Source organism: Lysinibacillus sp. VIII_CA (genome assembly GCF_049943995.1).
GTDB lineage: Bacteria > Bacillota > Bacilli > Bacillales_A > Planococcaceae > Lysinibacillus > Lysinibacillus pinottii.
The window spans coordinates 45,122-67,659 of the sequence record NZ_JBNFXM010000007.1 but is presented as its reverse complement, the minus strand read 5'-3'; the positions used below and the strand labels follow the sequence as shown (position 1 = coordinate 67,659).

Genomic DNA, 22,538 nt, shown 5'->3' with positions numbered 1-22,538 from the left:
TTTTGAACTTACTGCAATAAAAAAATAGTACAAACATAATGTTTGTACTATTTTGCTTCTACTAACAAAAAATTTCCACCAACACTTCCTCAGCAACATGTTTACCTTGTTGCACACATTCGGGGATGGATATTCCTTCGAATGAGCTACCTGCTAATTTTACAGTTGGAAAATGTTCTCGTAATTCCTGCTTTATGCGTTGGACCTTCGCCTCATGTCCAACGGTGTATTGTGGCATTGCATTTCTCCAACGTGTAACCACTGTCGTTACTGGTTCTCCATCTATACTGATAGTTTTATTTAAATCCTGTAGCACTGTTTTTTCTATCTCAGTATCTGATAATGCGACAATCGCCTCATCTCCAACTCGACCAATGTAACTACGTAATAGCACATAATCATCAGGCGTGGTACCCGGCCATTTTCGATTCATCCACGTACATGAAGTTATTGAAAAATCACTATTTCGAGAGACATAAAAAGATAGCGCGTCTAAATCACCAAGCTGCTCCTTTTTAAATGCCATTGTAACGGTTGCGATAGTTGCAGCTTTCATTGTCCCTAGTTCATTTAACAAATTATACTTACTGAACATCTTATCCGCCATATTAAAGGGTGTAGCAATAATTACTGCATCTGCTTTAATATGTGTGAAATTGTTAAGCATTACATGTACAGACCCATCTTTTCCATGTTCAATTTCTTCCACTTTGACACCTTTCATTACTGTCCCAGGAAGTAGAGATTCCTCAATACTTTCGATTAAGGTTTCAAGTCCATTACTAAACGTTTGAAAAATCCCTTTATTTTCATCAATAACATCATTACTCAAGAAATTTGTTCCTGCCTTTTTCATCCCTACTAATAAGCTACGATATTTTTGCTCTAGATGATAAAGCTGTGGAAAAGTTGAACTCATACTTAATTGCTCAATATCCCCTGCAAATGTCCCTGCCAGTAATGGTTCAACTAGGTTTTCAACAACCTCAGCGCCAAATCTTCTTCTAAAAAATGACCCCAATGGTTGATCATCGTCCTGTACGGAACGCGGGATAAAAAAATCACCCGCCGCGCGAACTTTACCACTTAGTGAAAACAAACCTGATGTAATGAATGACGAGATATGTGGCGTTTCTCCTGATAATAAATGGCTTGGGATTGGGTATAACTGACTTCCGACAGCTACATAGTTAGGTCCTGCATTACTTGTCATGATTTTTTGTTCAATACCGAGATCCTTCGCTAAAGCATTTACATAATTTTCTCGGTCAAAAAAAGATTCTGGTCCACGCTCAATAATAAAACCATCTTTTCTTAGTGTTTGAATTTTTCCGCCAAGACGTAATGACGACTCGACAAGTACGATATCTAATGGCAATTCTTTTGTGCTTGCTTGTTTTTGCATATAGAACGCAGCTGTAAGGCCTGTAATACCACCACCTACAACAACTACCTTTCGTCTTTTCTGAGTCACCAACATCATCACTTTCTTTTCGCTTAGCTTAATTTTTTATAAATCGCATCGACCATCGCATCAATAAATAAAGGGTGTGTATTAGGCATTGACGGACGATAGTATTTTGCGCCTAGTTCATCACAAACAACTTTACATTCAAAATCATTATCATATAACACTTCTAAATGCTCTGTTACAAAACCTACTGGTGTATAAACAAATGAACGGAAGCCTTTTTCTTCATAGAGCTCGCGTGTTAAGTCTTGAACATCTGGACCAATCCAAGGCTCTGGCGTCTGTCCTGCTGATTGCCAACCGACCTCAACGTTTTTCAAATCAGTTGCTTCTTGAATAAGTCGAGCTGTTTCAATTAATTGATCCTCATAAGGATCACCTAAATCTTTAATCTTTTCAGGAAGTGAATGCGCTGAAACAATTAAGCAAGCTGTTTCACGTTCTTCTTCTGACATTGACTTAAACGTATCATTGACTTGTTGTTTCCAATACTCAATAAATTTAGGTTCATCATACCAAGATTCTACTGATGTAATCGTTAAGCGATCCCCTGCTGCTTCTACAGCACGGCCATTATAAGATTTAATAGAGAATGTTGAGAAATGAGGAGCTAAAACAATGGATACCGCTTCTTTGATGCCCTCTGCCACCATTTGCTCTATTGCATCCTCAATAAATGGATGAATATGCTTTAAACCAATAAACAATTTATATTCTACAGTATCCTGAACTTCATTTAAGCGGGAACACAATGCTTCAGCTTGTGCCTGTGTTGCTGCCGCTAAAGGAGATAAACCTCCAATCGCTTCGTAGCGACTACGTAAATCTTCTAAATGCTCTTCCGAAGGTTTGCGACCATGACGAATATGTGTATAGTAAGGTTCAATATCCTCTTCTTTATAAGGTGTTCCGTATGCCATTACCAATAAGCCTTTAACTTCTTTCATTACCCTTTTCACCTCTAAAATTGTTTTATGTTTTATACATTATGTGATAAAAAGAAGCTGTCCAATCTATTATCTTGGACAGCTCCCTTTCTATGATAAAAATTTCATACATAGAAAAGGACATAATTCACATTTGAATTCGCTTTTTTAAGAACGAGCTTGTATTTGTTGTGCACTATATTCATGAATAAGTGTCGTTAAACGTTTTAAGACCGCTGGATCAACCTCAGGGAAAACACCGTGGCCTAGGTTAAAGATATGACCTGGCATTTCTAAACCTTGATCGATAATGTCCTTAGTTCGTTTTTCAATGACTGACCAATCCGCCAATAATAGAGATGGGTCTAGGTTACCTTGGACTGGTTTTGTAATGCCATTCGTGCGTGCTTCTTTTATTGGTAAACGCCAATCTAAGCCGACAACATCAATCGGTAAATCATTCCATTCCTTCGCTAAATGACTTGCACCAACACCGAACTGAATTAATGGCACGTTTTCTTTTTGTAATTCCGCAAAAATTCGCGTCATAATTGGTTTTATAAATACACGGTAATCCTCCACATTTAAAGCACCCACCCAAGAATCAAATACTTGGATTGCTTTTGCACCAGCTTTAATTTGGGCAGTTACATCTGCAATAATCATGTCAGCAAGTTTATCCATTAACGCAAACCAAGCTTGCGGTTCTGACACCATGAATGATTTTGTTTTGTTATAGTTTCTAGAAGGACCCCCTTCAATCATGTAGCTGGCTAGTGTAAATGGTGCTCCAGCAAAACCAATCAACGGGACATTTAATTGCTCTTCTGTCAAGATTTTTATAGTCTCTAGTACAAAGGGAGTATGCTCTTTGGCATTGAATTCACCTAAATTGTCTACATCTGCAACTGAACGAATTGGATTAGAAATAACAGGACCAACACCTGCTTTAATTTTTACATCTATGCCAATTCCAGGTAGAGGTGTGACAATATCCTTGTATAATATAGCTGCATCAACGTTGTAATTTTCAACAGGTAGACGAGTGACATACGCACATAGTTCAGGTTGATGTGTAATTTCCTCTAAAGAATATTTTTCTTTGATGGCACGATATTCTGCCTGAGAACGCCCTGCCTGTCGCATATACCATACTGGCGTGTGTGTCGTTTTTTCTCCACGAGCAGCACGCAGAAGTGTGTCGTTAAAAGTTGTCATGAATAATTCCTTCCCCTCGATAAATTCATTACTATCCATACGCTCTCGGGTAATTGTTTCCAGATTTCTTTCTGTTTACTCAAATAGCTTCTCTTCAAAATCTGCAATACCCATCAGAGACTTTATCTTGAATCAGTGGGCTTACCACTTTCTATAGCGGAAAGAGTCTTCTGTATCTTATCCATTGTTTTAGTACAAAAAACATTTGCTGAATCAAGAAAAAAATGTATTATTTATTCCATTATTATTGATATCCGTTTCCAATAGTAAACGCTTCCTCTGTTATTGTATAGTTATCCTAGTGAAATGTCATAAAATTGTTCATTCTAGACAGATTCTTTTTAGTCAAAGCTTAGACTTATGCTAAAAAGGGTATAATCACGCTATAATTAGCAAGATTCATAAGGAGGATAAATTGATGAATATTTATTTAACTTCTGGTACTGGTGATTTTTTAGAGCAACTGAAAAATAAGTATCCAAATGAGCATATGATCTTAATTCACGGAGAGGGAAACTCCGTATTAATTCATGAAACAGAAGGAAAATCTGTTTTTGCCACACCCCGCAAATTTGAAGTGTTAGATTCGGTAAACGAGCTAGAAGAACATGGATTCTTTGTTCTTAATAATATTCCCGTAACAGATGAAGGTCGCCCTGTTTTCGAGCATCGCTTTTTACAACGCTCACATGCCATTGAAGATGAGCCAGGATTTGAGTCCTACCGATTACTTCGTCCCATCAAAAGTGACACTTATATTGTCATGACTCAATGGCATGGACCACACTCATTTGAAGCTTGGAAAAGCTCTAAAGCCTTTGAAAAAGCTCATGCTAAAAGAGATGATTCAACAGGAGTAAATCAGCAGAACATTTTCTCAGCAGCTTCCTACGTAACAACTTATAGTGCTATGCCCAAAGAGTAATCAGAATAGATCTACAACAAATAAAAGCTCATCTTCTCAGTGCAGTTCTGGGAAAATGAGCTTTTCATTATTTAGATACTTTCGCAGTCAATTCGCTAATTACTAAAACAATAACAACTACAATGTAAAACATAGGCTGTGTAATTGCACATAATCCAACGATGATTGCTTGTGTAACCATAGCTAGACGTACAATTTGCTTCACAGCTAGTTGACGAGCATTATCTGGCAATGGAAACAGCATATCCATGCGGAATTCTCCACTTGATAGTAATGCTTGCTTTAATTGAATAGTCGTTGCAAAGCTTAGTGCCCCAGCTACAATCCATGTAACTATCGGAATGTCTACAAAGGCTGCAATCACTCCTGCAATTGCCGTAAGACGGAGCCATAAATAAAAATGATCATCTGTACGGACAAAGGTGCGGAACACCAAATATTTTTGAGAATTTTTTTTACCATATGGTACGAATTTATAGAGCCAGTCCATCCATCCTCGACGTCGAATGCTTCCATGTAGATGGGGTACCTCTGTAAAGTAATTTGCAAAACGATAAAAACTCATCATACGATTTTGTTCAAGCTTTACAAAATGTTCATAAGGTACTGGTTCGCCGACAGATTTTTTTCTAAAGACAATCATATAAATGATGCTAATGACTGTAGCCACAATGGTTAGGAGCAACTGAGCTTGCAGACCCATATAAACAGCTGCAGCAAATATTATTGCTCGAATCAGCCTGTCCACCCAAACCATTTGACCACGTTCACTATATCGATAGCTAAATTCTCCTCGAACACTTATATATTTCAGTACAATCACTAGTATGAAAATGGACCAAATTTCAATTGTTGTTAAATCAGTCACTGCTTTTAATAACGGGATACTGACGATGTAGACGATTGCTACAATCCACACCTGAGACCAAAATGTCCAAGCTAAAGCCTTGCTGAAATAATGTGACATTTTAGATTCTAGGGGCAATAGGTATACCTGGTCTGGCTCTCTCAATAATGTAGTAGGACGACTAAAAGCCAATAAAATGCCTATAAAAACAGCAATAAGTATTTCAGCTGGGAAATCTGTCTGTACAACTTTCAACCATTCACTATATTGGTAGCCTCCTGCTCCAATTAGAAATACAAGCACAATGGCAATATGCCCTGTAAAAATAAATTGCATATATTTTTGTACTTCTCCTATATAATGCATGAAGCGAGAGGACCATACATCACGCAAGTTCTTCATGGTCCCGCTCCTTTGTCATTGCAATATAAAGATCGTCTAACGTTGCATTAGGCATCGCAAATGTTTGACGCAAATCGGCCATCGTTCCTTGTGCTCGAACTCTTCCTTCGTGCAATAATATAATTCGATCACAATGCTTTTCGGCTGTTGATAAGATATGCGTAGACATTAATATGGAAGCACCTTCTTTTTTCTTCTCATCCATTTGATCTAATAATGATTGAATCCCCAGAGGATCTAACCCCACAAAAGGTTCATCAATAATATAAAGACTAGGATTAATTAGAAAGGCACACATAATCATAACCTTTTGACGCATTCCCTTTGAAAAATGCGAAGGAAACCAGTTTAATCTTTTCTCCATTCGAAATTCCTTTAAAAGTACCTCAGAACGAGCATCTAGAGTTGCTTTATCAATACCATAAGCCATCGCTGTTAATTCTAAATGTTCCCTTAATGTTAGCTCATCATAGAGCACGGGGGTTTCAGGGATATAAGAAAAGGCTGTACGATACTTGTCCGTATCTTCCTTTAGCGTTACCCCATTAAGGTAAATATCCCCTTCCTTTGGCAACATTGTTCCAATTATATGTTTAATCGTTGTGCTTTTCCCAGCTCCATTCAAGCCAATTAAGCCAACAAGCTCTCCTTTTTCAATAGTAAAAGATAAATCTTTAATAACAGGTTTTCTTGTATATCCACCTGTCACATGCTGTACCTCTAATACTGACATATCCTCACTCCTCTTCTTGTTTTATATTTTATCAAAAATTAGCAAATGATACAGGTTTGAGTATGATAGAATGAATTTACATATACGTTAAGGGGGAAATTCTCATGAGCGATTGCCTATTTTGCAAAATTATCGATGGATCCATTCCAAGTACAAAAGTTTATGAAGACGAACATGTCTATGCATTTACAGACATTTCGCCAGTTGCAAAAGGTCATACCTTACTAATTCCAAAGCATCACTGCCAAGATCTATACGAAATGTCAGAGGATGTTGCACGTAATTTATACGCTGTTGCACCGAAGATTGCGAATGCCATAAAGGCAGCGTTTGAGCCAATAGGTTTGAATACAATTAATAATAATGGGGCGGCAGCTGGACAAACTGTGTTCCACTATCATCTACATTTTATTCCGCGTTATGACGAAAAAGAAGGCTTAGGTTTAGTTTGGCAAACGCAAAAATATTCACCTGAACAATTGGCTGATGTGGCCGAAAATATTAAAGCTCATTTATAATTTTTTGTCATATATTAACATTTTAATAACCCAATTACTGTATTGCAAATATAAAAATTTTAGCGTACAATCACAAATAAGTTTCGCTAACGGTCACGAGGACACGTTGGGAAACTAATAGATTAGCTCAGTCGAGGAGAGATTAAAAATGAATACAAAGAATTTAGTATTAATGGCCCTTTTAGTTGGTATCGGAGCGGCACTATATGTCGTGACACCGGGAATGATTAATGGCATGAAGCCTGATTTCATGTTAACAATGATGTTCATTGGCATTTTATTATTTCCTACAGTGAAAGAAACGTTTTTACTTTCGCTAGCAACAGGGGTACTTTCAGGTTTGTTCACAACATTTCCTGCTGGTCTAGTTCCGAACATTATTGATAAAGCGGTGACAGGCTTTGTGTTTTTAGCTGCTTTAGTTATTCTAAAAAGGATAGCAAAGAGTTTCGCTGTCTCTGCATTTTTAGTTGGTTTGGGTACTATTCTATCAGGTACAGTCTTTTTAGCAGCAGCACTTTTTGTTTTCAATGCAAATGTAGGTGCAACGTTTACAATGCTATTTATTGGGGTTGTCCTTCCAGCTGTAGCATTTAATGTCGTTGCTTTTGTTATTATTTATCCTATTGTAGCAAAATTAGTGAAGCGCTCTAAATTTGTAACAGCCATTTCTCAGATTTCATAACTATTGACTTTAAACATTTAAAAGAAACTGCACTGTGATGATCTATCACTCGTTCAGTTTCTTTTTCTTTTTGTATTCATGCTTTTCATGGTTTAATAGTAGATAAACATGACAAGAAATGAGGTATATATTATGAAAGCAAAACCATTTTTAATTGGACTAGCAACAGGTATTATCGGTGGAACAGCTGCTGTTTTGTTCTCAACTCCACAATCAGGCCAGCAGTTACGTACAACTTTAAAACAAAACGTAGATCAAACAAAAGGCATGCTCCTCGATGTTAAACAACAAGTAGGGACTGTGAAACACTCTGTCAATACTTTAACAAACGAAGTTAAAAATAATATCCCACAAATAATAAATGATTTAAAACAAACAATTACCACTTTTTCAGAAGAAATAGAGCCAAATAAAAATAATTTGCAACAAGAATTAGATGCTTTACAGAATTCGATAAGCGAAATCGAGAAAAACATTGCACAATTCACAGAAAATAAGGAAAAACCACAGAAAAAAATAAGCGACTAAAGTCCTCTTTAGGAGCTTACTTATCTATTTTTTCATCAAAAACTATTGCTATAATATTATTTTTTAACCACTTTTCAATTTTTGAATTTTTCTAACTTTAAACTTTTTTTCTTTACTGCTATAATATTTTTAAAAATGTGAAAGAAAGCAGTAGGTGATGGTATTGTCAGAGGAATTATACACACAAAAAGAAGCTATGCTTTATAGTCAAAGAATCGCGCAATTATCGAAAGCACTATGGAAAGCGGTTGAAAAAGATTGGCAACAATGGATTAAACCCTATGATTTAAATATTAATGAACACCATATTCTGTGGATTTCCTATCATTTAAAAGGGGCATCTATTTCCGATGTAGCAAAGTTTGGAGTCATGCATGTATCTACAGCATTCAATTTCTCCAAAAAATTAGAAGAACGTGGCTTCCTTAAGTTTTCAAAGCGAGATGACGATAAGCGCAATACGTATGTTGAGCTAACTGAAGCTGGTACAGAGCTCATTGTAGAGATGAATAAAAACTACCATAATACTTATCATTCTGTATTAGAAGGATCATTGGCCTTAAAGGACTTATATGGCCGTTTCCCAGATTTTTTAGACGTAATGGCTGTCATTCGTAATATTTATGGTGAGGATTTCATCGATATTTTTGAACGCTCCTTCCAGCATTTTCGTGATTCCTTTGACACGCTTGAAGAACGTCCAACTGTAAAAGGATAAATAAAACTATCGTACAGATATTTTCATGGGGATTCTTGTTGTGCTAGCAGGAATAAATTATGTGAAAGGAGGTATTTCAGAAATATTTCTGAAGTACCTCCTTTCTCTTGCATTCTAAGACAATTCAATTTACATTAAATAGGACACTTCCTATTTTCGGAGTTGATAATAAACTATGCACTGTTGGAAAATTTTAAATCTTGAACATCATTACGGCACTACGCGTATTATTATAATGGGTGTTATTACTTTTTTATCCGTTTTTTCCGTATCGTATGTGACGTTTAATTTATTTAATGAAGAGCACTACACCGATCATTTATTCTGGCTCTTTGTAATAGCCGTATTAACACTTTATCCGGTTCACAAGTTTCTACACTTTTTAGCTCTGTACGATTTACGACAGCATCTTAAATTGCGTGTCCGTACGCAATTTTATCTAATTCCTGTTCTACACATGCGTATTCATGAGCCATTATCCAAAAATCGCTATATACTAGCACTTCTTACGCCTTTTATCGTTCTCAATACTAGTATTATCATAGGTACTTGGCTACTACCAGCCTATACACATTACGGTACATTGCTGTTAGCATATCACTGTAGTCTATGTTTAATTGATATACTTTACGTGAAATATTTATTGAATTCACCAAAAAACTCACAAATTGAAGAAACACCAAAGGGCTATGAGATTTTAGTTCCACCAACTGTTCACTAAATTGCTTGTACTTGTTTTTTAATGGCGTTCTTTGTTATGCTATTACTATTGAAAGAGGGGAGGAATAGACTTGCTATTAATGATTGTAGTTCTATTCTCGGTATTCTATTTATTTCAAATTAACCGTATGACATATGCTCTATGTATGCGACGTGAAATTCCCGAAGAAAACCAGCCAAAAATATTCCGAACTATAAATATACTTATTACCATTTTACTTGTCTCATTTTATATTGAAATTTTATATGCAGTATAACAATCGAAAAGTAAAATACATTCACGTCCGCACGCTACAAGATAAGTTGAGTCCCCATTAAACAACTTGTTCAAACCATTACTAACGGCTTGGATCTTTGGCATGCGGCGTGAAGTACTAACATTGTTAAGAAAAGCTAAGAGTTAAAAGAGCTCTTAGCTTTTCACTGTTTTATTAATTAGTATAGGAACGCTGCACCAACGATAATTAATAAAATAAATAACACAACTAATAAAGCAAAGCCTGAGCCGTAGCCACCGCCACCGTATCCTCCGTTGCCCATAACTTCACCCCCTTTCTTTTCTATATCCTATGCGCTTCAAAATTTGAAATATAGGCAATACTCAAGGGGGAACCATTTTGTTTTTAAAACGTTTATGTTATAGTAAAAAATGGACGAAACCATGTTAGGAGAGAATATCCACTATGAAAAAGACAGTTTTATCTTTAACTTTAGCTGCTTCTGTTTTAGCGCTTGGTGCGTGTAGCGGCGGAGATAGCAAAGCAATCGTTACTTCTAAAGTTGGCGATATTTCAGTTGCTGACTTTAATGAAAAAGCCAAATCTTTAACAGGCTCATATGTATTACAGCAAATGGTGACTGAAAAAGTATTGTCTGACAAATATGAAGTAACAGATAAAGAACTTAAAGAAGCTTACGATACAACAGCTTCACAATTTGGTGATGGTTTTGCACAAGCACTAGCTGAAAGTGGCTTAACAGAGCAAGGCTTTAAAGATTCATTACGCGTTCAACTTCTTCAAGAAAAAGCTTTAAAAGACCAAGCCATTAAAGAAGAAGATGTGAAAAAATACTACGAGCAAATGAAAACAGAACTAAATGGTCGTCATATTTTAGTAGCAGATGAAAAAACAGCAAAAGAAGTCATTGAAAAAATAAAAGGTGGCGCTAAATTTGCTGATGTAGCAAAAGAGTACTCTACAGATACAGGCTCTGCACAAAAAGGCGGCGAGCTTGGATGGTTCTCAGTTGGTTCGATGGTTGATGAGTTTAACGATGCTGCTTATGCGCTTGAATTAAACACTTTAAGTGAGCCGGTAAAATCTAGCTTTGGTTATCACGTAATCGAAATTACGGAGAAACGTGACGTGAAAGATGTTGGTTCATTTAAAGATGAAGAAGAAAAAATTCGTACAACTATGTTAAGTAAACTGAACCAAACAGGTGAAGCACAAACTATTCTAAAAGACATCGTTGCGAAAATGGCAAAAGATGCGAATGTTAAAACTTCTGATAAAGATTTAAAAGATTCCCTAGAATTCTTTACGACTACAAGTGAAGAACAAGCTAAAGCGGCTGAAGAAGAAGCTAAAAAAGCAGAAGAAAAAGCTTCTAAGGAAGAATCTAGCGACAAAGCAGAAGATACAGATAAAGAATCTAAATAATTCAGATGATGTCCTTTTCCATTTAAAGAGCGACATCCTCAAAAAAAGGGAGCATCTCATAATACAGATGCTCCCTTTCTCTTTTGTTATTTTACTTTGAACTGGCTTATTTCGGCTTGTAAGTCATTCGACATCGTCTGAAGGACATTTGCTGCACTTGCAATTTCCTCGTTAGACGCAGTTTGTTGCTCTATAGAGAGCGCGATATGCTGTATACCTGAAGATGTGCTATTTGCAATATCAACAATTTCTTTTGTTGCAGAATCGGTTTGGCTTGCCTTGTCATTTACACGCAATACTATATCCGTAACTTCCTTGGTACGTTGGCTAATTTGTTGTAAATAATCTACAATATTTTTAAAGGCACCACCTGTCTGCTCAACAGCCTCTCGCCCTTCCTCCACAAATTGTGTACCACTATTAATAGCAGAAACTGCGCTTGATGTTTGACTTAAGATATCATCTACTAATGTTCTAATATTGTCAGCAGCCTTCCCAGATTCCTCTGCTAGTTTTCTTACTTCATCTGCCACAACCGCAAATCCTTTTCCAGCCTCTCCTGCACGTGCCGCCTCTATGGAAGCATTCAGTGCAAGCAAATTTGTTTGATCCGTAATACTTGTAATTAGTGCCACAATAGTACTAATTTCCTTCGATTTTTCCCCTAGCGCATTAACAACCTCTGTTGATTGGTGTACAGATTCATTAATGGTATTCATTTTTCCAATCGTTTGTTCAATTAACTGTAATCCTAAATCAGCCTTTTGATTCGTTTCATTCGCTATATCTGCAACTGCCTGGACTGCGGATGAAGCATGGTCCATATCTTTGGAAATTAAGTTAGCGGAGTCCGATAATAAGTCCATTTGCTTCAATTGCCCTTCTGCACTAGCAGCAATTTCTCTAATGGCAACAGAAATGGTTTCAACTGTGTTACTACTTTGCTCAGTAATAGTAGTAAATTCATTTGTAAAAGTAGAAACATCCGAAGATGCTTTATTCGCCTTTTCAATAACTGTACCTATTTGCTCTAACATATGATTAAATTCCGTTGATAATTGACCAATTTCATCTTTCAATTTATCATCTATACGAACTGTTAAATCGCCATCCGCAGCTTCCGTCATTGCTTTTAAGACGCGCTTTACACGTTTTAAGACGATATACCTTGTACATAAAGAAATAATAACTGTACCAATAAATAGCGAAATAAATGTATTAATGGCCACTCCTGCACTACCATTTAACGCCACTACCTTTTCGATTTGTTGGCTGACGAACTCAGATATATGTGAGCTAATAAATAAACTGATACCAATAGCTAGTATCATTTTGAAAATCAAGCTTTTCCAAAATTTTATTTTACGTGAAACAAGTCCCTCTTTATCCATTGTTTTTCCCCATTCCTATAAATTCTTCCTATATTCTAAAATAAATACAGTACTGGTACAATGGATAGGTACTGAAATTCCACAGATATATAGATAGACTTATATAAAAGCTCGCTCATCCAGTTATTTTGAAACAAAAATTTCACAAATAATGTGTTGAAAGATTAAAATGTTGGCTTATAAAATGATCGATTATCCAGAGGGAATAGTCGCTCTGTAAATTCACCAGGTGCTGTTTTACCTAATGCTCTAGTTAGCATATTCATCTTAGCATCGATGTTATCAATATAATGTAAAATTTCTGCTTCTTGAACCATCGGCTTTTTCGGACTACCCCACTCTTCTTTGCCATGGTGAGATAAAACCATATGCTGCAAAAGCATCACTTCTTCACCTTCAATTTCTAGTTCATTAGCAATCTTAGCAATTTCATTCACCATTATCGTAATATGTCCTAAAAGGTTTCCCTCCACTGTGTACGTCGTGGCAACTGGTCCAGACAGCTCCACCACTTTTCCAATATCGTGCAAAATAATACCTGCATATAATAGATCTCGATTAAGAGTCGGATATAAATCAGCAATGGCCTTACCTAGTTTTAGCATAGACACCATATGATCTAATAAGCCAGAAGCATAATCATGATGATTTTTAGTAGCCGCTGGGAACACTAAAATGGCATCCTGATGTTTTTTAATGGTCGCTCTCGTAATACGTGAAATATTTGGGTTTTTAATATCAAAGAAAAATTGATTTAATTCTTCAAAAAGTTGTTCCTTTGGTGTTGCAGAGGAGGGTACTAAATCATGAATGGCAACTCCTTCTTCTGGCTTTGCCACACGAATGGCTTTGATACGCAATTGATTTTTCCCTCTATAGTCGTGAATTTCTCCACCGACACGTACAATGGCTTCAGCATGATACATCTTTTCATGATCTTCATTTGTATCCCAAAGCTTAGCCTCAATATCTCCACTTTTATCTTGTAATATTAGCGACATAAATGGCTTCCCAACAGTAGTAACTCCTTTTGTCGCTTGTTTAATTAATAAATATTGATCCACTGATTCTCCAACCTGAAGCGTTGTAATTCCTTTCATGTTGACGCCACTCCCCTTTCATTTGCTAGTGCTCCTACATCTATAATTTGCTCTTTTGGCCAATGTTTGAGCATTTCATCATGGCAAGTAAAATATAAAATTTGACGTTCATATCCTACTTCTTTCATTAATTGTACCATTTTGTCTGTACGGTTTCGATCAAAATGGACAAACGGATCGTCCATAATAATCGGGAATGGCGCAGAGGTTATCAACGTTTGTGCAAGTGCCAGACGTAATGCAATGTAGGCTTGCTCCTTAGTTGCCTGCGATAATTCAACCATTTGATAACGGATTCCCGCCACATCTTGCGCCATAAAGTAGCCTTCGTCGTGAATCGTAAGTTGAACGTAGCGCCCTCCTGTAAGTAATTGGAATATTGCATTAACCTTCGATAAAACATGTGGTAATTTTTCTTCCCGAAGACGAAATAATGTTTCATGAATAGCAGTCGCCACAGCCTTTTTCGTTGCCCAATGCTCAATCATTTGCTGTAACTCCGATTTTTCCTGCTCAAACTCTTGAAGTAGTTGGCCATATTTTTCATCATTTAATAGCTGTTCTTTTTCAATTTGCAATGCAGCACGATGTTCAAGACATCGGTCTATATCCATTTGCAAAGAAGCTTGCTCCTGCTCTAAAACCCGCATATCCTCGATAACAGAGTCCTCTTTTAAACCAACATTTTCAGATAAATCCAACGAGGCTATTTGAGCCTGAACCGTTTGAAGCTCTGTCATTATTTTTCTTTGATGTTCAAATTGCTCATATCTCTCATAAAAAGCTTGCTCGTTTTGCACCTCCGCTTCGTTCAATAGCTGCATCATATCAGCTGTATAACGATCTATTCGTGTTTGTCCACTTTGTAGCTTAATCTTGATGTCAGCTAGCTGAGCTTGTGCTTGCTGCACTTGCTGTTGCTGTTGCTGTGCGTCCAGATAGGCTGTTCGTAGATACATATATATTTCATGTTCATTATAATTTTCATTTAATACTAGTTGAAGCTGTTCATAAAGGCTGTTCTTTTCATCCTGAACTTCTTGCAAAAGGCTTATTGAGCCCTCCCTTTTAACCGCCAATTCTTGAACACTTCGTATACGCATAAATAATTCGGGCATTAACGTTCTAGCTATCGTACCTTGTAATCGATAGCGTTTTAAAAATTGCTGCAATGACTGCGTAGTTTCTTCACTCTCCAGCTCCGCTTGTTGAATTTTATATTCCAATTGAGCATATTGTTGCTCCTTCTCACTTTGCTGTTCATGGACATGTAACCAACGATCCTCCAATCTTTGTTTCTTTAGGAGTATAGTTTGTACAGTCATTTCATCCTGCTCTAATTGTCGTAAGAGGTGACTATTTTCTTTATCGGACGTCTCCGTTGCTGGTCTAACAAACTTTATCAACCAAATGGTTATGATGGTCAAAATAGCACCAATAATGGCCACTGCCACATTTTTTTGGAATATCCCATAAACAAATGATAATAAACCAATTAATAAAATCATCCAGGAAAAATAATTAGGCTGCCTTTGTTTAGTCCGTTGCGATTTGGCAGCACGCAATTGCTCTAGCCTCCGCTTTTGTTGAGGCCACTGTGCTAAAATATGTTCTTCTTCCTTTGTTAATGACTCCTGCTTTAGCCTTTGCTTTTGTTGCGTTATGGCATCTAATGCTTGATGGACTTGCTCTAGCGAATGTAAATGAAACTTTAGCTCATCCTCCGCCTCCTCCAGCCTTTTTAATTGCTGTTGAAATTGCTGTTCCTGCTGTAAGGATACTGTTTCTCCAAGAAGAATGTTCTGTGCCTCTTTTTCTTGCACACCTAATAAACGAAACTGCGCATCTATTTCTTGCTCAAGCATAAAGAGATCATCCCGTAAGTTTTTCTCCTTCACGATCAGCTGATGCCATGTTGCCTCTTTTTGCATAAGGCGGCCCATTTCATTTACAGTTTGCTCATTCACTGTCGCGAGCACTTTGTCCTGTAGCAATTGATATTGTTCTTTTAATTGCAGCAACTGCTGACTTTCATGTAAAAGTCGGTCCTTTACTTGTTCATATCGTCTTACACCTTCTGCTGGAAATTGAACATGCGGATCATTACCTAATGCTTGCTGCAACATCTGTTGTTGCTTGATAAGAGGCAAGGCCTGCTTTTGAACCGTTAAGTATTGCCATTGTTGTTGTTGCTTTTTTTGAGTGGCATAAAGTTTCTCAAGGTTTTGCTCAAGAAGTTGCAATTGTTGTAATTTATCCTCAAATGTTTGGATCTTACCTTGCTCGTGTCTAATCATTCGCTCTAGTTGCTTTAACTGCTCAATTTTTTGATTGATTACTGGAACTTTACCTGTCTTCTTAAATAGCTCATTGGCCTCTTTATCCATTTTTTTCTCAAGAGCAGACAAGTGCTGGATACCTGTTGTACCAGAGGAGAGGAGAAGATGTGTTAGTTCCTCCTCAGACATTTTTTCAATGCCCTGAAGCTCATGCAATGAAAAGGAAAAAATGGATTCAAAGGATGCTCTAGAATAGCCATATAAAAGCTTAGCTAACAGCTCCTCCTGTCCTGTTGTACCATCTTCAAGATAAACAGTAACATCACCTGCAGCCTTGCCTTTCACACGCTCAATAATGCATGAACCATAAATAGGGTGTAATAGTGTCAGCTGACCACCGAATTTCGTCGATGCTTTTGGTTCATATTTGCGCTGTGTCTGCTGTCTTGTTGGAAAGCCAAAGAGCATTTGTAAAATAAATTGCTGAATCGTTGTTTTTCCTGCCTCATTTAATCCATAAAAAATTGTAACGCCTTCATTTAAGGGAATCGTCACGTTTTCATGCTTACCAAAGCCATAAATTTGTAGTTTTTTGATTGTTAGCATGTGCATCACGCCCTTTGAATTTCTTCCGCCAATAGTGACTGTGCATTGTGCGTTAGATTCTTTATATCCTTTTCAGATAAAGGCTCAATCAGCCGAGCGCCACCAGCATACTGGTATAAGTCTTTTAGTATATCCTTCCAGTCATTACTATCCCATTGCTCCATTAAACTTACGACTGACTGCGTAGCAGCAGAATATTCACCATGAATCGAAGGTTTTTGTAACACCATTTTTTGTACCCAACACATTGGCTCAATACCCTCTTCTGCCTCTCGAATGGTATCCAGCCAAGTGTCCACCGTCGCATGCTCAAACAATGCTTCTGTTTGCTCATCAATATTTTTTAAATAAAGCTCAACTACCGCCGCTCCCCATGAAGTACGATTGACAGCAATTGCTTCTTCACATCTTTTAAGTAATTCATTAGCATGAACGATATTTGTACAATCCACCTCTATCGTGGTATAAACAATAGCGGAGGTAGGAATAAAATCTAATTCACATGCTGTTTGAGATAAAGTTACATCATAGCAACCTTTTATTCCTTGTTCTTTACGATGACGACTTTGAATATTGCCTGGATAAACTATAGGAGGGTTTTCATGTAACAGTTGTCGTTTATGAATATGCCCTAGCGCCCAATAATGATAATTCTTTTCAAGCAGTTGCTGTTTGGTAAATGGCGCATACAAAGCATGTGACGTATCACTAGCCTCACTGCCATGCAACATGCCAATATGAATTGCATGAGAATCTTGAGCGATTGGAAACGTATCAATAACAGACTCCTTCAGGTGGCGTTCACTATAGCTGAAGCCGTATATACAGACTTGCTGACCACGGATTTTCAACTGGACAACACTTGTTTCAGCCGGTAATTCATAAACATTACTTGGTAAAGAAAAACGTGTCCAAGTTCCTTTTAAATGATCATGATTCCCGTAGCTAATAATTACAGGAATATTGTGTTGAAAAAGTTTCTCCATTGCATCTTGAAATTTTCTTTGGGCTTGTAAACTGCGATTTTCACCATCATAAATATCTCCGACAATTAATAAAAAGTCTGGCTGCTCCTGAATTGCCTTCTGAATAATTTTATCAAAAGCATCAAAGGTACTTGATCGAATTTCCTTTAAAATGTGTTCAGGTAAGCTAAATAAGCCCTTAAATGGACTATCCAAATGTAAATCTGCCATATGAAAAAAACGAATTTCTGACATCCAATCACCCCAACTATAGATATTTCCCACCTCAGTTAGTTACTACAAACTATCAACCAAAGCAGTCATATATGATTACAAAACCGAATATTTGTTCTATTTTATCATACTTCCCTATTTATGAAAAATGGTAATGCTTAAAAAAAAGCGTCGACTTACTTTTTCCACAATTTTCGTAATTCATCAAATAGTTTACTAGTTTTACCGTGAAGTTTATAAATCTTCTATGTATAATAGATATATATTTAAATAAAAGGGTGGGGTTTGTATGGAGAACTATCGTTTCACAGCTTTCGAAAAAACAGGGGAAACATTGTTTGATGAAACATGGACATTTGAAAATGACGAAGCTGCTAAATTAAATGGCCAACAACAAATTGAAGAAAAAGGTGTTGCCAACAAAACTCATCGTCTAGTAAATGCTTCAGGTAAATTAATTTTATTCCATGTTTAATAATTGAGAAAAGGCACGTAGGATATCTACATGCCTTTTCTTATTTTTATTTTCCTACAAAGACAGGTGTTCTTTTCTCTACAAAAGCATGAATACCTTCTATATGATCTGTCGTTTTACGCATTGTTGATTGTCCTTCTGCTTCTAGTGCAAGGATATTTTCCAGCTGTGGTAAATTTTGAGCATGTAAAATGTTTTTTGTCGTAATCATAGAAGAAATAGGTGAAGCAAGCATTTTACCCACAAGCTGATCTACCATTGCAAATACAGTGCCATCTGGTGCCATATAGTCGATTAATCCTGCATCTAATGCTTCATTTGCAGTAAGCACCTTCCCTTCCCAAATCATTTGTTTTGCTTTAACAGTCCCCACACGTTCCTTCATAAAGAAGTGACCACCTCCATCTGGAATCAGTCCTATCCCTATGAAGTTCATAGCTAGTTTACTATTTTCACAGGCCACAACAATATCCGCCCCCAGTGTTAAACTAAAGCCAAGACCTGCCGATGCGCCATGAACTGCCGCAATGACTATCATTGGTAGCTGATAATAGGCCTTAACGATGCGTGTAAGATAACCCATCGCCTCATCAATATTTAAAGGCTTAGTTGAATCAAGCATCGCCTTAATATCGCCTCCAGCAGAAAAGACCTTCCCTTCTCCACGAATAACAAGTACTTGTATATCTTTTTCCTGTTGCAAAGCCTCAAAGCATTCAGCGAGTTCTCGCATCATAACGTCATCCATCGCATTCATCGCCTGAGGACGATTCAAAGTTAACGTTGCACGTCGATCTAGCTTTTCTACAGTAATTGTTGAAAATTCCATCTCCATTACCCCCAAATATGAATAGTCATTCACTATGTACTATTCGTGTTTTTTTAGTAAACTCCTTCTCTGCTAAACAAATTTACCTTCATTATGCTATATTAAAGGACGAATATTGTTATAAAGGTGGTTACGTATTTTGACACAAAAAGACTATCGTATATTACTTTATTATAAATATGTTACGATTGAAGACCCTATAGCATTTGCTGAAGAACATTTAGCAGTATGTCAAGAACTCGGACTTCTTGGCCGCATTTTAGTTGGTCACGAAGGGATTAACGGAACGGTTTCGGGGACTATTGAACAAACAGATGCTTACATGAATCATATGAAGGCTGACCCTCGCTTTAGTGATATCATGTGGAAAATTGATGAAGCTGAAGGACACGCTTTCAAAAAAATGCACGTTCGCCCTCGCCGCGAGATCGTTCACTTAGGCTTAGAAAATGATATCAATCCCTTAGAGATAACAGGGGATTATTTATCTCCTAAGGAATTTATGGAACAAATGCAAGAAGAGAATACTATTATTATCGATGCACGTAATGACTATGAATACGATCTTGGCCATTTTAGAGGCGCGGTTCGACCTGATATTGAAAATTTCCGTGACTTGCCAGCATGGATGGAAACACATAAAGAAGAATTCGCTGATAAAAAGATTTTAACTTACTGTACAGGTGGAATACGCTGTGAAAAATTCTCTGGTTGGTTAAAACGTGAGGGCTATGGAAAAAGTGTTGGTCAATTACATGGTGGAATTGCCACATACGCAAAAGATTCTGAAGTAAAGGGGCAACTTTGGGATGGGCAAATGTTTGTTTTTGATCGTCGTCGCAGTGTGCCAATCAATCAAGTGGAGCATATCGTTATCGGAAAAGATTATTTCACAGGTGAACCTTCCGAACGTTATACGAACTGTGCAAACCCTGAATGCCATAAATTAATGCTATGTGAAGAAAAGCATGAAGCCTTTTATATGCGCAGCTGCTCTGATGAATGCCGTCGTGCCAAACGTAACTTCTTCGTGGAGGAGCATGGCTGGACGGTTCATCAAATCGAAGAACAAATCGCTAGAATTGCAGTTGTCCAAAACGCAAAATCATAATCGCTGTCATTATTACTTGGTGACAAAAAGAGCATCGTTTATAACGATGCTCTTTTTGCACTGGCATTACACTTCTGCTAAAAAACGCCCTACCTGCCTACCACTAAATAAACAGCCACCAACAAACGTACCTTCTAAAGCGCGGTAGCCATGAACACCACCGCCCCCGAAGCCGCTTACTTCACCAGCAGCAAATAGTCCTGGAATAGGCTGACCATCCATCCCTAATACTGCTCCATTTAAGTTTGTTTGTAAGCCCCCTAAGGTTTTTCTTGTTAAAATATTTAATCGTACCGCAATTAAAGGCCAATTTTTAGTATCTAAAATTTTATGTGGCTTGGCAACACGGATTAGCTTATCCCCAATATAATTTCTGGCACCATGAATGGCGTTCACCTGTATATCTTTTGTAAACTTATTATCCATTTCTCGATCCCTCGCTAAAATTTGCTCTTTAATTTTCATGAAATCGAGTAAATCATTGCCTGCTAGTTTATTCATTCCATTTACTAGTTCTCTTAAATCATTTGCAATCACAAAATCCTCACCATGATTTTTAAAGGCTTGGATTGGAGCAGGTGGTCCGGGCATGATCCTTTTTAAAACATCACCAATGCTTTTGTTTGTTAAATCCGGATTTTGCTCCGAGCCAGATAAAGCAAATTCTTTCTCAATAATTTTTTCTGTTAAAATAAACCAGGAATAGTCATAGCCTGTTTTTTGAATCGTTTCTAGTGTACTGAGCGTATCGAATCCAGGGAAATTAGGCGCATGAAATCGGTTACCTTCTGCATCAAACCATAAAGAGGAGGGGCCTGGCAAAATTCGTATTCCATGATTAGGCCAAATCGGATCCCAATTTTTTAATCCTTCTGTGTAATGCCACATACGATCACGATTCACAATACGTCCCCCTGCATGCTCTGTAATTTCAAGCATTCTTCCATCTACATATGCAGGAACACCACAGACCATATTTTTAGGAGGGGTCCCTAATCGTTCTGGCCAATTTTTTCTCACTAAATCAAAATTGGCCCCGATACCACCACTTGCCACAATAACGGCTGCAGCCTCATACGAAAATTCTCCGACTCCTAATCTTGAACTTTTTTCCCCTCGACTGATAAAGGTTTCTGCTAGTACTGTGCCACTTATCCCCATAATCTTTCCATCTTGTTGAATAAATTCATCCACACGATGTCGTGGTTTAAACTCAATATAGCCATCTTTTATTGCCTTTTTAACTTTATCCACAAATGGCTTGACAATGCCTGGACCTGTTCCCCATACAATATGAAACCTCGGCACTGAATTCCCGTGTCCACCAGCATGTGAGCCACCCCGTTCTGCCCAACCAACAACAGGGAAAAATTTAATACCCTTTGACTTCAACCAATGATATTTTTCACCCGCAGCAAAATCGACGTAGGCCCTCGCCCATTTGTATGCCCAGGAATCCTCATCTTCTAAACGATCAAAACCTGCTGTCCCTAGCCAATCCTGCCATGCCAACTCCTTACTATCCTTAATGCCGAGCCTTCTTTGTTCAGGAGAATTTACCAAAAATATGCCACCAAAAGACCAAAATGCCTGTCCCCCCATTGAATTTTCAGGCTCTTGATCTACTAAAAGTATTTTTTTCTTTGCATCGACTAACTCGCAGGCTGCCACTAAGCCTGCCAGTCCGGCACCAACTATTGCAACATCGTATTTCATTACTACACCCCCAAATCAATCATCCTTACTTTAAATTCTTCTCTACTAGTCTATTTACCTTCTAAAAATCAAAGGTTTGTCTAAAATGTGACAACGTAAAACGTTCGTCTTCTTTCATAAAACGATCCAGTTCTAATTTAGAACACTTCACTCATTCCATATAATTACCATATAATATTTTCGCAATAAACTTCATAGAAGCTTGATAAAATCAGTATTTACAAATATCGTTAGCGCTTTCATTGTGCACTCCATAAAGACGAACATTATACACTTAAAATACATAAATCATTCGTATATAAGTATTTTTCAGACTTTTGAAGTCATGTTTTTTTAGTTTTTTTAGAATTATTGTTGACAAAGGTGAACAATAGGGATTATGATGTTAACAAATTTAATCATAAAAAATATAACGACGGAGACACACTAGTCGTAAGAAAATCCAAAGCGAGCTGATGGTTGGTGTAAATCAGTGAT

At 37.3% G+C, this 22,538-nt stretch carries 22 protein-coding genes and 1 other annotated feature (1 of these 23 cut by a window edge); of the genes, 10 read left to right on the top strand and 12 right to left on the bottom strand.

Translation table 11 applies throughout. The annotated features are described in order from the left end of the window. Positions 1-61: 61 nt before the first annotated feature. The 3 genes from hemY to hemE form a co-directional block, all read right to left on the bottom strand. Complete coding sequence (gene hemY / locus ACP3VS_RS11685; RefSeq protein WP_325881974.1) at positions 62-1,483, bottom strand: protoporphyrinogen oxidase; 1,422 nt, start codon at positions 1,481-1,483, stop codon at positions 62-64. Between the two features lie 14 nt (positions 1,484-1,497). Then, the gene (hemH, locus tag ACP3VS_RS11680) at positions 1,498-2,418 is read right to left on the bottom strand and encodes a ferrochelatase (RefSeq protein WP_012292193.1); all 921 of its coding nucleotides are present in this window, start codon (positions 2,416-2,418) and stop codon (positions 1,498-1,500) included. Between the two features lie 147 nt (positions 2,419-2,565). Then, positions 2,566-3,615 (bottom strand): uroporphyrinogen decarboxylase, encoded by a 1,050-nt coding sequence (gene hemE / locus ACP3VS_RS11675; RefSeq protein WP_031418282.1) that lies wholly within the window; start codon positions 3,613-3,615, stop codon positions 2,566-2,568. Between the two features lie 418 nt (positions 3,616-4,033). On the opposite strand from hemE, the gene ACP3VS_RS11670 reads away from it, so the two are divergent. Further along, positions 4,034-4,540: an antibiotic biosynthesis monooxygenase family protein gene (locus ACP3VS_RS11670; RefSeq protein WP_426388778.1), complete on the top strand. Its 507-nt coding sequence runs from the start codon at positions 4,034-4,036 to the stop codon at positions 4,538-4,540. A 67-nt stretch (positions 4,541-4,607) separates the two neighbouring features. Here the strand turns inward: ACP3VS_RS11670 and ACP3VS_RS11665 are convergent, their stop codons facing one another. Next, positions 4,608-5,789 (bottom strand): ABC transporter permease, encoded by a 1,182-nt coding sequence (locus ACP3VS_RS11665; RefSeq protein ID WP_036160494.1) that lies wholly within the window; start codon positions 5,787-5,789, stop codon positions 4,608-4,610. Continuing rightward, positions 5,773-6,522, bottom strand: a complete 750-nt coding sequence (locus ACP3VS_RS11660; protein ID WP_036165492.1) for an ABC transporter ATP-binding protein — start codon at positions 6,520-6,522, stop codon at positions 5,773-5,775. Before ACP3VS_RS11660 ends, ACP3VS_RS11665 begins: the two co-directional genes overlap by 17 nt. Positions 6,523-6,626: 104 nt before the next feature. On the opposite strand from ACP3VS_RS11660, the gene ACP3VS_RS11655 reads away from it, so the two are divergent. The 6 genes from ACP3VS_RS11655 (at position 6,627) to ACP3VS_RS11630 (ending at position 9,948) form a co-directional block, all read left to right on the top strand. Continuing rightward, entirely contained in the window at positions 6,627-7,040 is a 414-nt protein-coding gene (locus ACP3VS_RS11655; protein ID WP_426388776.1) for an HIT family protein, read from the top strand. 148 nt (positions 7,041-7,188) lie between these two features. Then, positions 7,189-7,725: a tryptophan transporter gene (locus ACP3VS_RS11650; protein WP_426388774.1), complete on the top strand. Its 537-nt coding sequence runs from the start codon at positions 7,189-7,191 to the stop codon at positions 7,723-7,725. A 132-nt stretch (positions 7,726-7,857) separates the two neighbouring features. After that, a complete protein-coding gene (locus tag ACP3VS_RS11645; protein ID WP_031418274.1) occupies positions 7,858-8,253 on the top strand; it encodes a YtxH domain-containing protein in 396 nt (131 codons plus the stop codon). 157 nt (positions 8,254-8,410) lie between these two features. Further along, the gene (locus tag ACP3VS_RS11640; protein WP_008173331.1) at positions 8,411-8,971 is read left to right on the top strand and encodes an HTH-type transcriptional regulator Hpr; all 561 of its coding nucleotides are present in this window, start codon (positions 8,411-8,413) and stop codon (positions 8,969-8,971) included. Between the two features lie 175 nt (positions 8,972-9,146). Next, on the top strand, positions 9,147-9,692 hold the full coding sequence (locus ACP3VS_RS11635; RefSeq protein WP_031418273.1) for a DUF3267 domain-containing protein: 546 nt from the start codon (positions 9,147-9,149) through the stop codon (positions 9,690-9,692). 70 nt (positions 9,693-9,762) lie between these two features. After that, complete coding sequence (locus ACP3VS_RS11630) at positions 9,763-9,948, top strand: hypothetical protein (protein WP_008173337.1); 186 nt, start codon at positions 9,763-9,765, stop codon at positions 9,946-9,948. A 178-nt stretch (positions 9,949-10,126) separates the two neighbouring features. Here the strand turns inward: ACP3VS_RS11630 and ACP3VS_RS11625 are convergent, their stop codons facing one another. After that, positions 10,127-10,231 carry a YjcZ family sporulation protein gene (locus ACP3VS_RS11625; protein WP_004230765.1) on the bottom strand — a complete coding sequence of 35 codons (105 nt, stop codon included), beginning with the start codon at positions 10,229-10,231 and terminating at the stop codon, positions 10,127-10,129. Positions 10,232-10,374: 143 nt separating this feature from the next. Between ACP3VS_RS11625 and ACP3VS_RS11620 the strand changes: the two genes are divergently transcribed. After that, the gene (locus ACP3VS_RS11620; RefSeq protein WP_036217592.1) at positions 10,375-11,355 is read left to right on the top strand and encodes a peptidylprolyl isomerase; all 981 of its coding nucleotides are present in this window, start codon (positions 10,375-10,377) and stop codon (positions 11,353-11,355) included. 86 nt (positions 11,356-11,441) lie between these two features. Here ACP3VS_RS11620 and ACP3VS_RS11615 read toward each other — a convergent pair whose 3' ends face one another. From ACP3VS_RS11615 to ACP3VS_RS11600, 4 genes are all read right to left on the bottom strand, one after another. Next, a complete protein-coding gene (locus ACP3VS_RS11615) occupies positions 11,442-12,746 on the bottom strand; it encodes a methyl-accepting chemotaxis protein (RefSeq protein ID WP_031418271.1) in 1,305 nt (434 codons plus the stop codon). Positions 12,747-12,910: 164 nt separating this feature from the next. Continuing rightward, on the bottom strand, positions 12,911-13,846 hold the full coding sequence (gene yhaM / locus ACP3VS_RS11610) for a 3'-5' exoribonuclease YhaM (protein WP_031418270.1): 936 nt from the start codon (positions 13,844-13,846) through the stop codon (positions 12,911-12,913). Then, positions 13,843-16,731: an ATP-binding protein gene (locus ACP3VS_RS11605; RefSeq protein ID WP_036165473.1), complete on the bottom strand. Its 2,889-nt coding sequence runs from the start codon at positions 16,729-16,731 to the stop codon at positions 13,843-13,845. Before ACP3VS_RS11605 ends, yhaM begins: the two co-directional genes overlap by 4 nt. A gap of 5 nt (positions 16,732-16,736) precedes the next feature. Then, positions 16,737-17,951: a metallophosphoesterase family protein gene (locus ACP3VS_RS11600; RefSeq protein ID WP_426388771.1), complete on the bottom strand. Its 1,215-nt coding sequence runs from the start codon at positions 17,949-17,951 to the stop codon at positions 16,737-16,739. A gap of 268 nt (positions 17,952-18,219) precedes the next feature. On the opposite strand from ACP3VS_RS11600, the gene ACP3VS_RS11595 reads away from it, so the two are divergent. Next, entirely contained in the window at positions 18,220-18,405 is a 186-nt protein-coding gene (locus tag ACP3VS_RS11595; RefSeq protein ID WP_008173354.1) for a YhzD family protein, read from the top strand. 46 nt (positions 18,406-18,451) lie between these two features. Here ACP3VS_RS11595 and ACP3VS_RS11590 read toward each other — a convergent pair whose 3' ends face one another. Continuing rightward, a complete protein-coding gene (locus ACP3VS_RS11590; protein ID WP_198695326.1) occupies positions 18,452-19,234 on the bottom strand; it encodes an enoyl-CoA hydratase in 783 nt (260 codons plus the stop codon). Between the two features lie 139 nt (positions 19,235-19,373). On the opposite strand from ACP3VS_RS11590, the gene ACP3VS_RS11585 reads away from it, so the two are divergent. Beyond that, complete coding sequence (locus ACP3VS_RS11585; RefSeq protein ID WP_031418266.1) at positions 19,374-20,345, top strand: rhodanese-related sulfurtransferase; 972 nt, start codon at positions 19,374-19,376, stop codon at positions 20,343-20,345. A gap of 66 nt (positions 20,346-20,411) precedes the next feature. On the opposite strand, the gene ACP3VS_RS11580 is transcribed toward ACP3VS_RS11585, so the two are convergent. Beyond that, positions 20,412-22,061: an FAD-binding dehydrogenase gene (locus tag ACP3VS_RS11580; protein WP_036165467.1), complete on the bottom strand. Its 1,650-nt coding sequence runs from the start codon at positions 22,059-22,061 to the stop codon at positions 20,412-20,414. A gap of 403 nt (positions 22,062-22,464) precedes the next feature. Continuing rightward, positions 22,465-22,538 (top strand) — a binding site (T-box leader) (it continues 167 nt past the right edge of the window).

What these genes read in the sequence shown, in the direction of transcription:
- hemY (WP_325881974.1), bottom strand. Translation starts at nt 1,483, where the DNA reads ATGATGTTGGTGACTCAGAAAAGACGAAAGGTAGTTGTTGTAGGTGGT.
- hemH (WP_012292193.1), bottom strand. Translation starts at nt 2,418, where the DNA reads ATGAAAGAAGTTAAAGGCTTATTGGTAATGGCATACGGAACACCTTAT.
- hemE (WP_031418282.1), bottom strand. Translation starts at nt 3,615, where the DNA reads ATGACAACTTTTAACGACACACTTCTGCGTGCTGCTCGTGGAGAAAAA.
- ACP3VS_RS11670 (WP_426388778.1), top strand. Translation starts at nt 4,034, where the DNA reads ATGAATATTTATTTAACTTCTGGTACTGGTGATTTTTTAGAGCAACTG.
- ACP3VS_RS11665 (WP_036160494.1), bottom strand. Translation starts at nt 5,789, where the DNA reads ATGAAGAACTTGCGTGATGTATGGTCCTCTCGCTTCATGCATTATATA.
- ACP3VS_RS11660 (WP_036165492.1), bottom strand. Translation starts at nt 6,522, where the DNA reads ATGTCAGTATTAGAGGTACAGCATGTGACAGGTGGATATACAAGAAAA.
- ACP3VS_RS11655 (WP_426388776.1), top strand. Translation starts at nt 6,627, where the DNA reads ATGAGCGATTGCCTATTTTGCAAAATTATCGATGGATCCATTCCAAGT.
- ACP3VS_RS11650 (WP_426388774.1), top strand. Translation starts at nt 7,189, where the DNA reads ATGAATACAAAGAATTTAGTATTAATGGCCCTTTTAGTTGGTATCGGA.
- ACP3VS_RS11645 (WP_031418274.1), top strand. Translation starts at nt 7,858, where the DNA reads ATGAAAGCAAAACCATTTTTAATTGGACTAGCAACAGGTATTATCGGT.
- ACP3VS_RS11640 (WP_008173331.1), top strand. Translation starts at nt 8,411, where the DNA reads ATGGTATTGTCAGAGGAATTATACACACAAAAAGAAGCTATGCTTTAT.
- ACP3VS_RS11635 (WP_031418273.1), top strand. Translation starts at nt 9,147, where the DNA reads ATGCACTGTTGGAAAATTTTAAATCTTGAACATCATTACGGCACTACG.
- ACP3VS_RS11625 (WP_004230765.1), bottom strand. Translation starts at nt 10,231, where the DNA reads ATGGGCAACGGAGGATACGGTGGCGGTGGCTACGGCTCAGGCTTTGCT.
- ACP3VS_RS11620 (WP_036217592.1), top strand. Translation starts at nt 10,375, where the DNA reads ATGAAAAAGACAGTTTTATCTTTAACTTTAGCTGCTTCTGTTTTAGCG.
- ACP3VS_RS11615 (WP_031418271.1), bottom strand. Translation starts at nt 12,746, where the DNA reads ATGGATAAAGAGGGACTTGTTTCACGTAAAATAAAATTTTGGAAAAGC.
- yhaM (WP_031418270.1), bottom strand. Translation starts at nt 13,846, where the DNA reads ATGAAAGGAATTACAACGCTTCAGGTTGGAGAATCAGTGGATCAATAT.
- ACP3VS_RS11605 (WP_036165473.1), bottom strand. Translation starts at nt 16,731, where the DNA reads ATGCTAACAATCAAAAAACTACAAATTTATGGCTTTGGTAAGCATGAA.
- ACP3VS_RS11600 (WP_426388771.1), bottom strand. Translation starts at nt 17,951, where the DNA reads ATGTCAGAAATTCGTTTTTTTCATATGGCAGATTTACATTTGGATAGT.
- ACP3VS_RS11595 (WP_008173354.1), top strand. Translation starts at nt 18,220, where the DNA reads ATGGAGAACTATCGTTTCACAGCTTTCGAAAAAACAGGGGAAACATTG.
- ACP3VS_RS11590 (WP_198695326.1), bottom strand. Translation starts at nt 19,234, where the DNA reads ATGGAATTTTCAACAATTACTGTAGAAAAGCTAGATCGACGTGCAACG.
- ACP3VS_RS11580 (WP_036165467.1), bottom strand. Translation starts at nt 22,061, where the DNA reads ATGAAATACGATGTTGCAATAGTTGGTGCCGGACTGGCAGGCTTAGTG.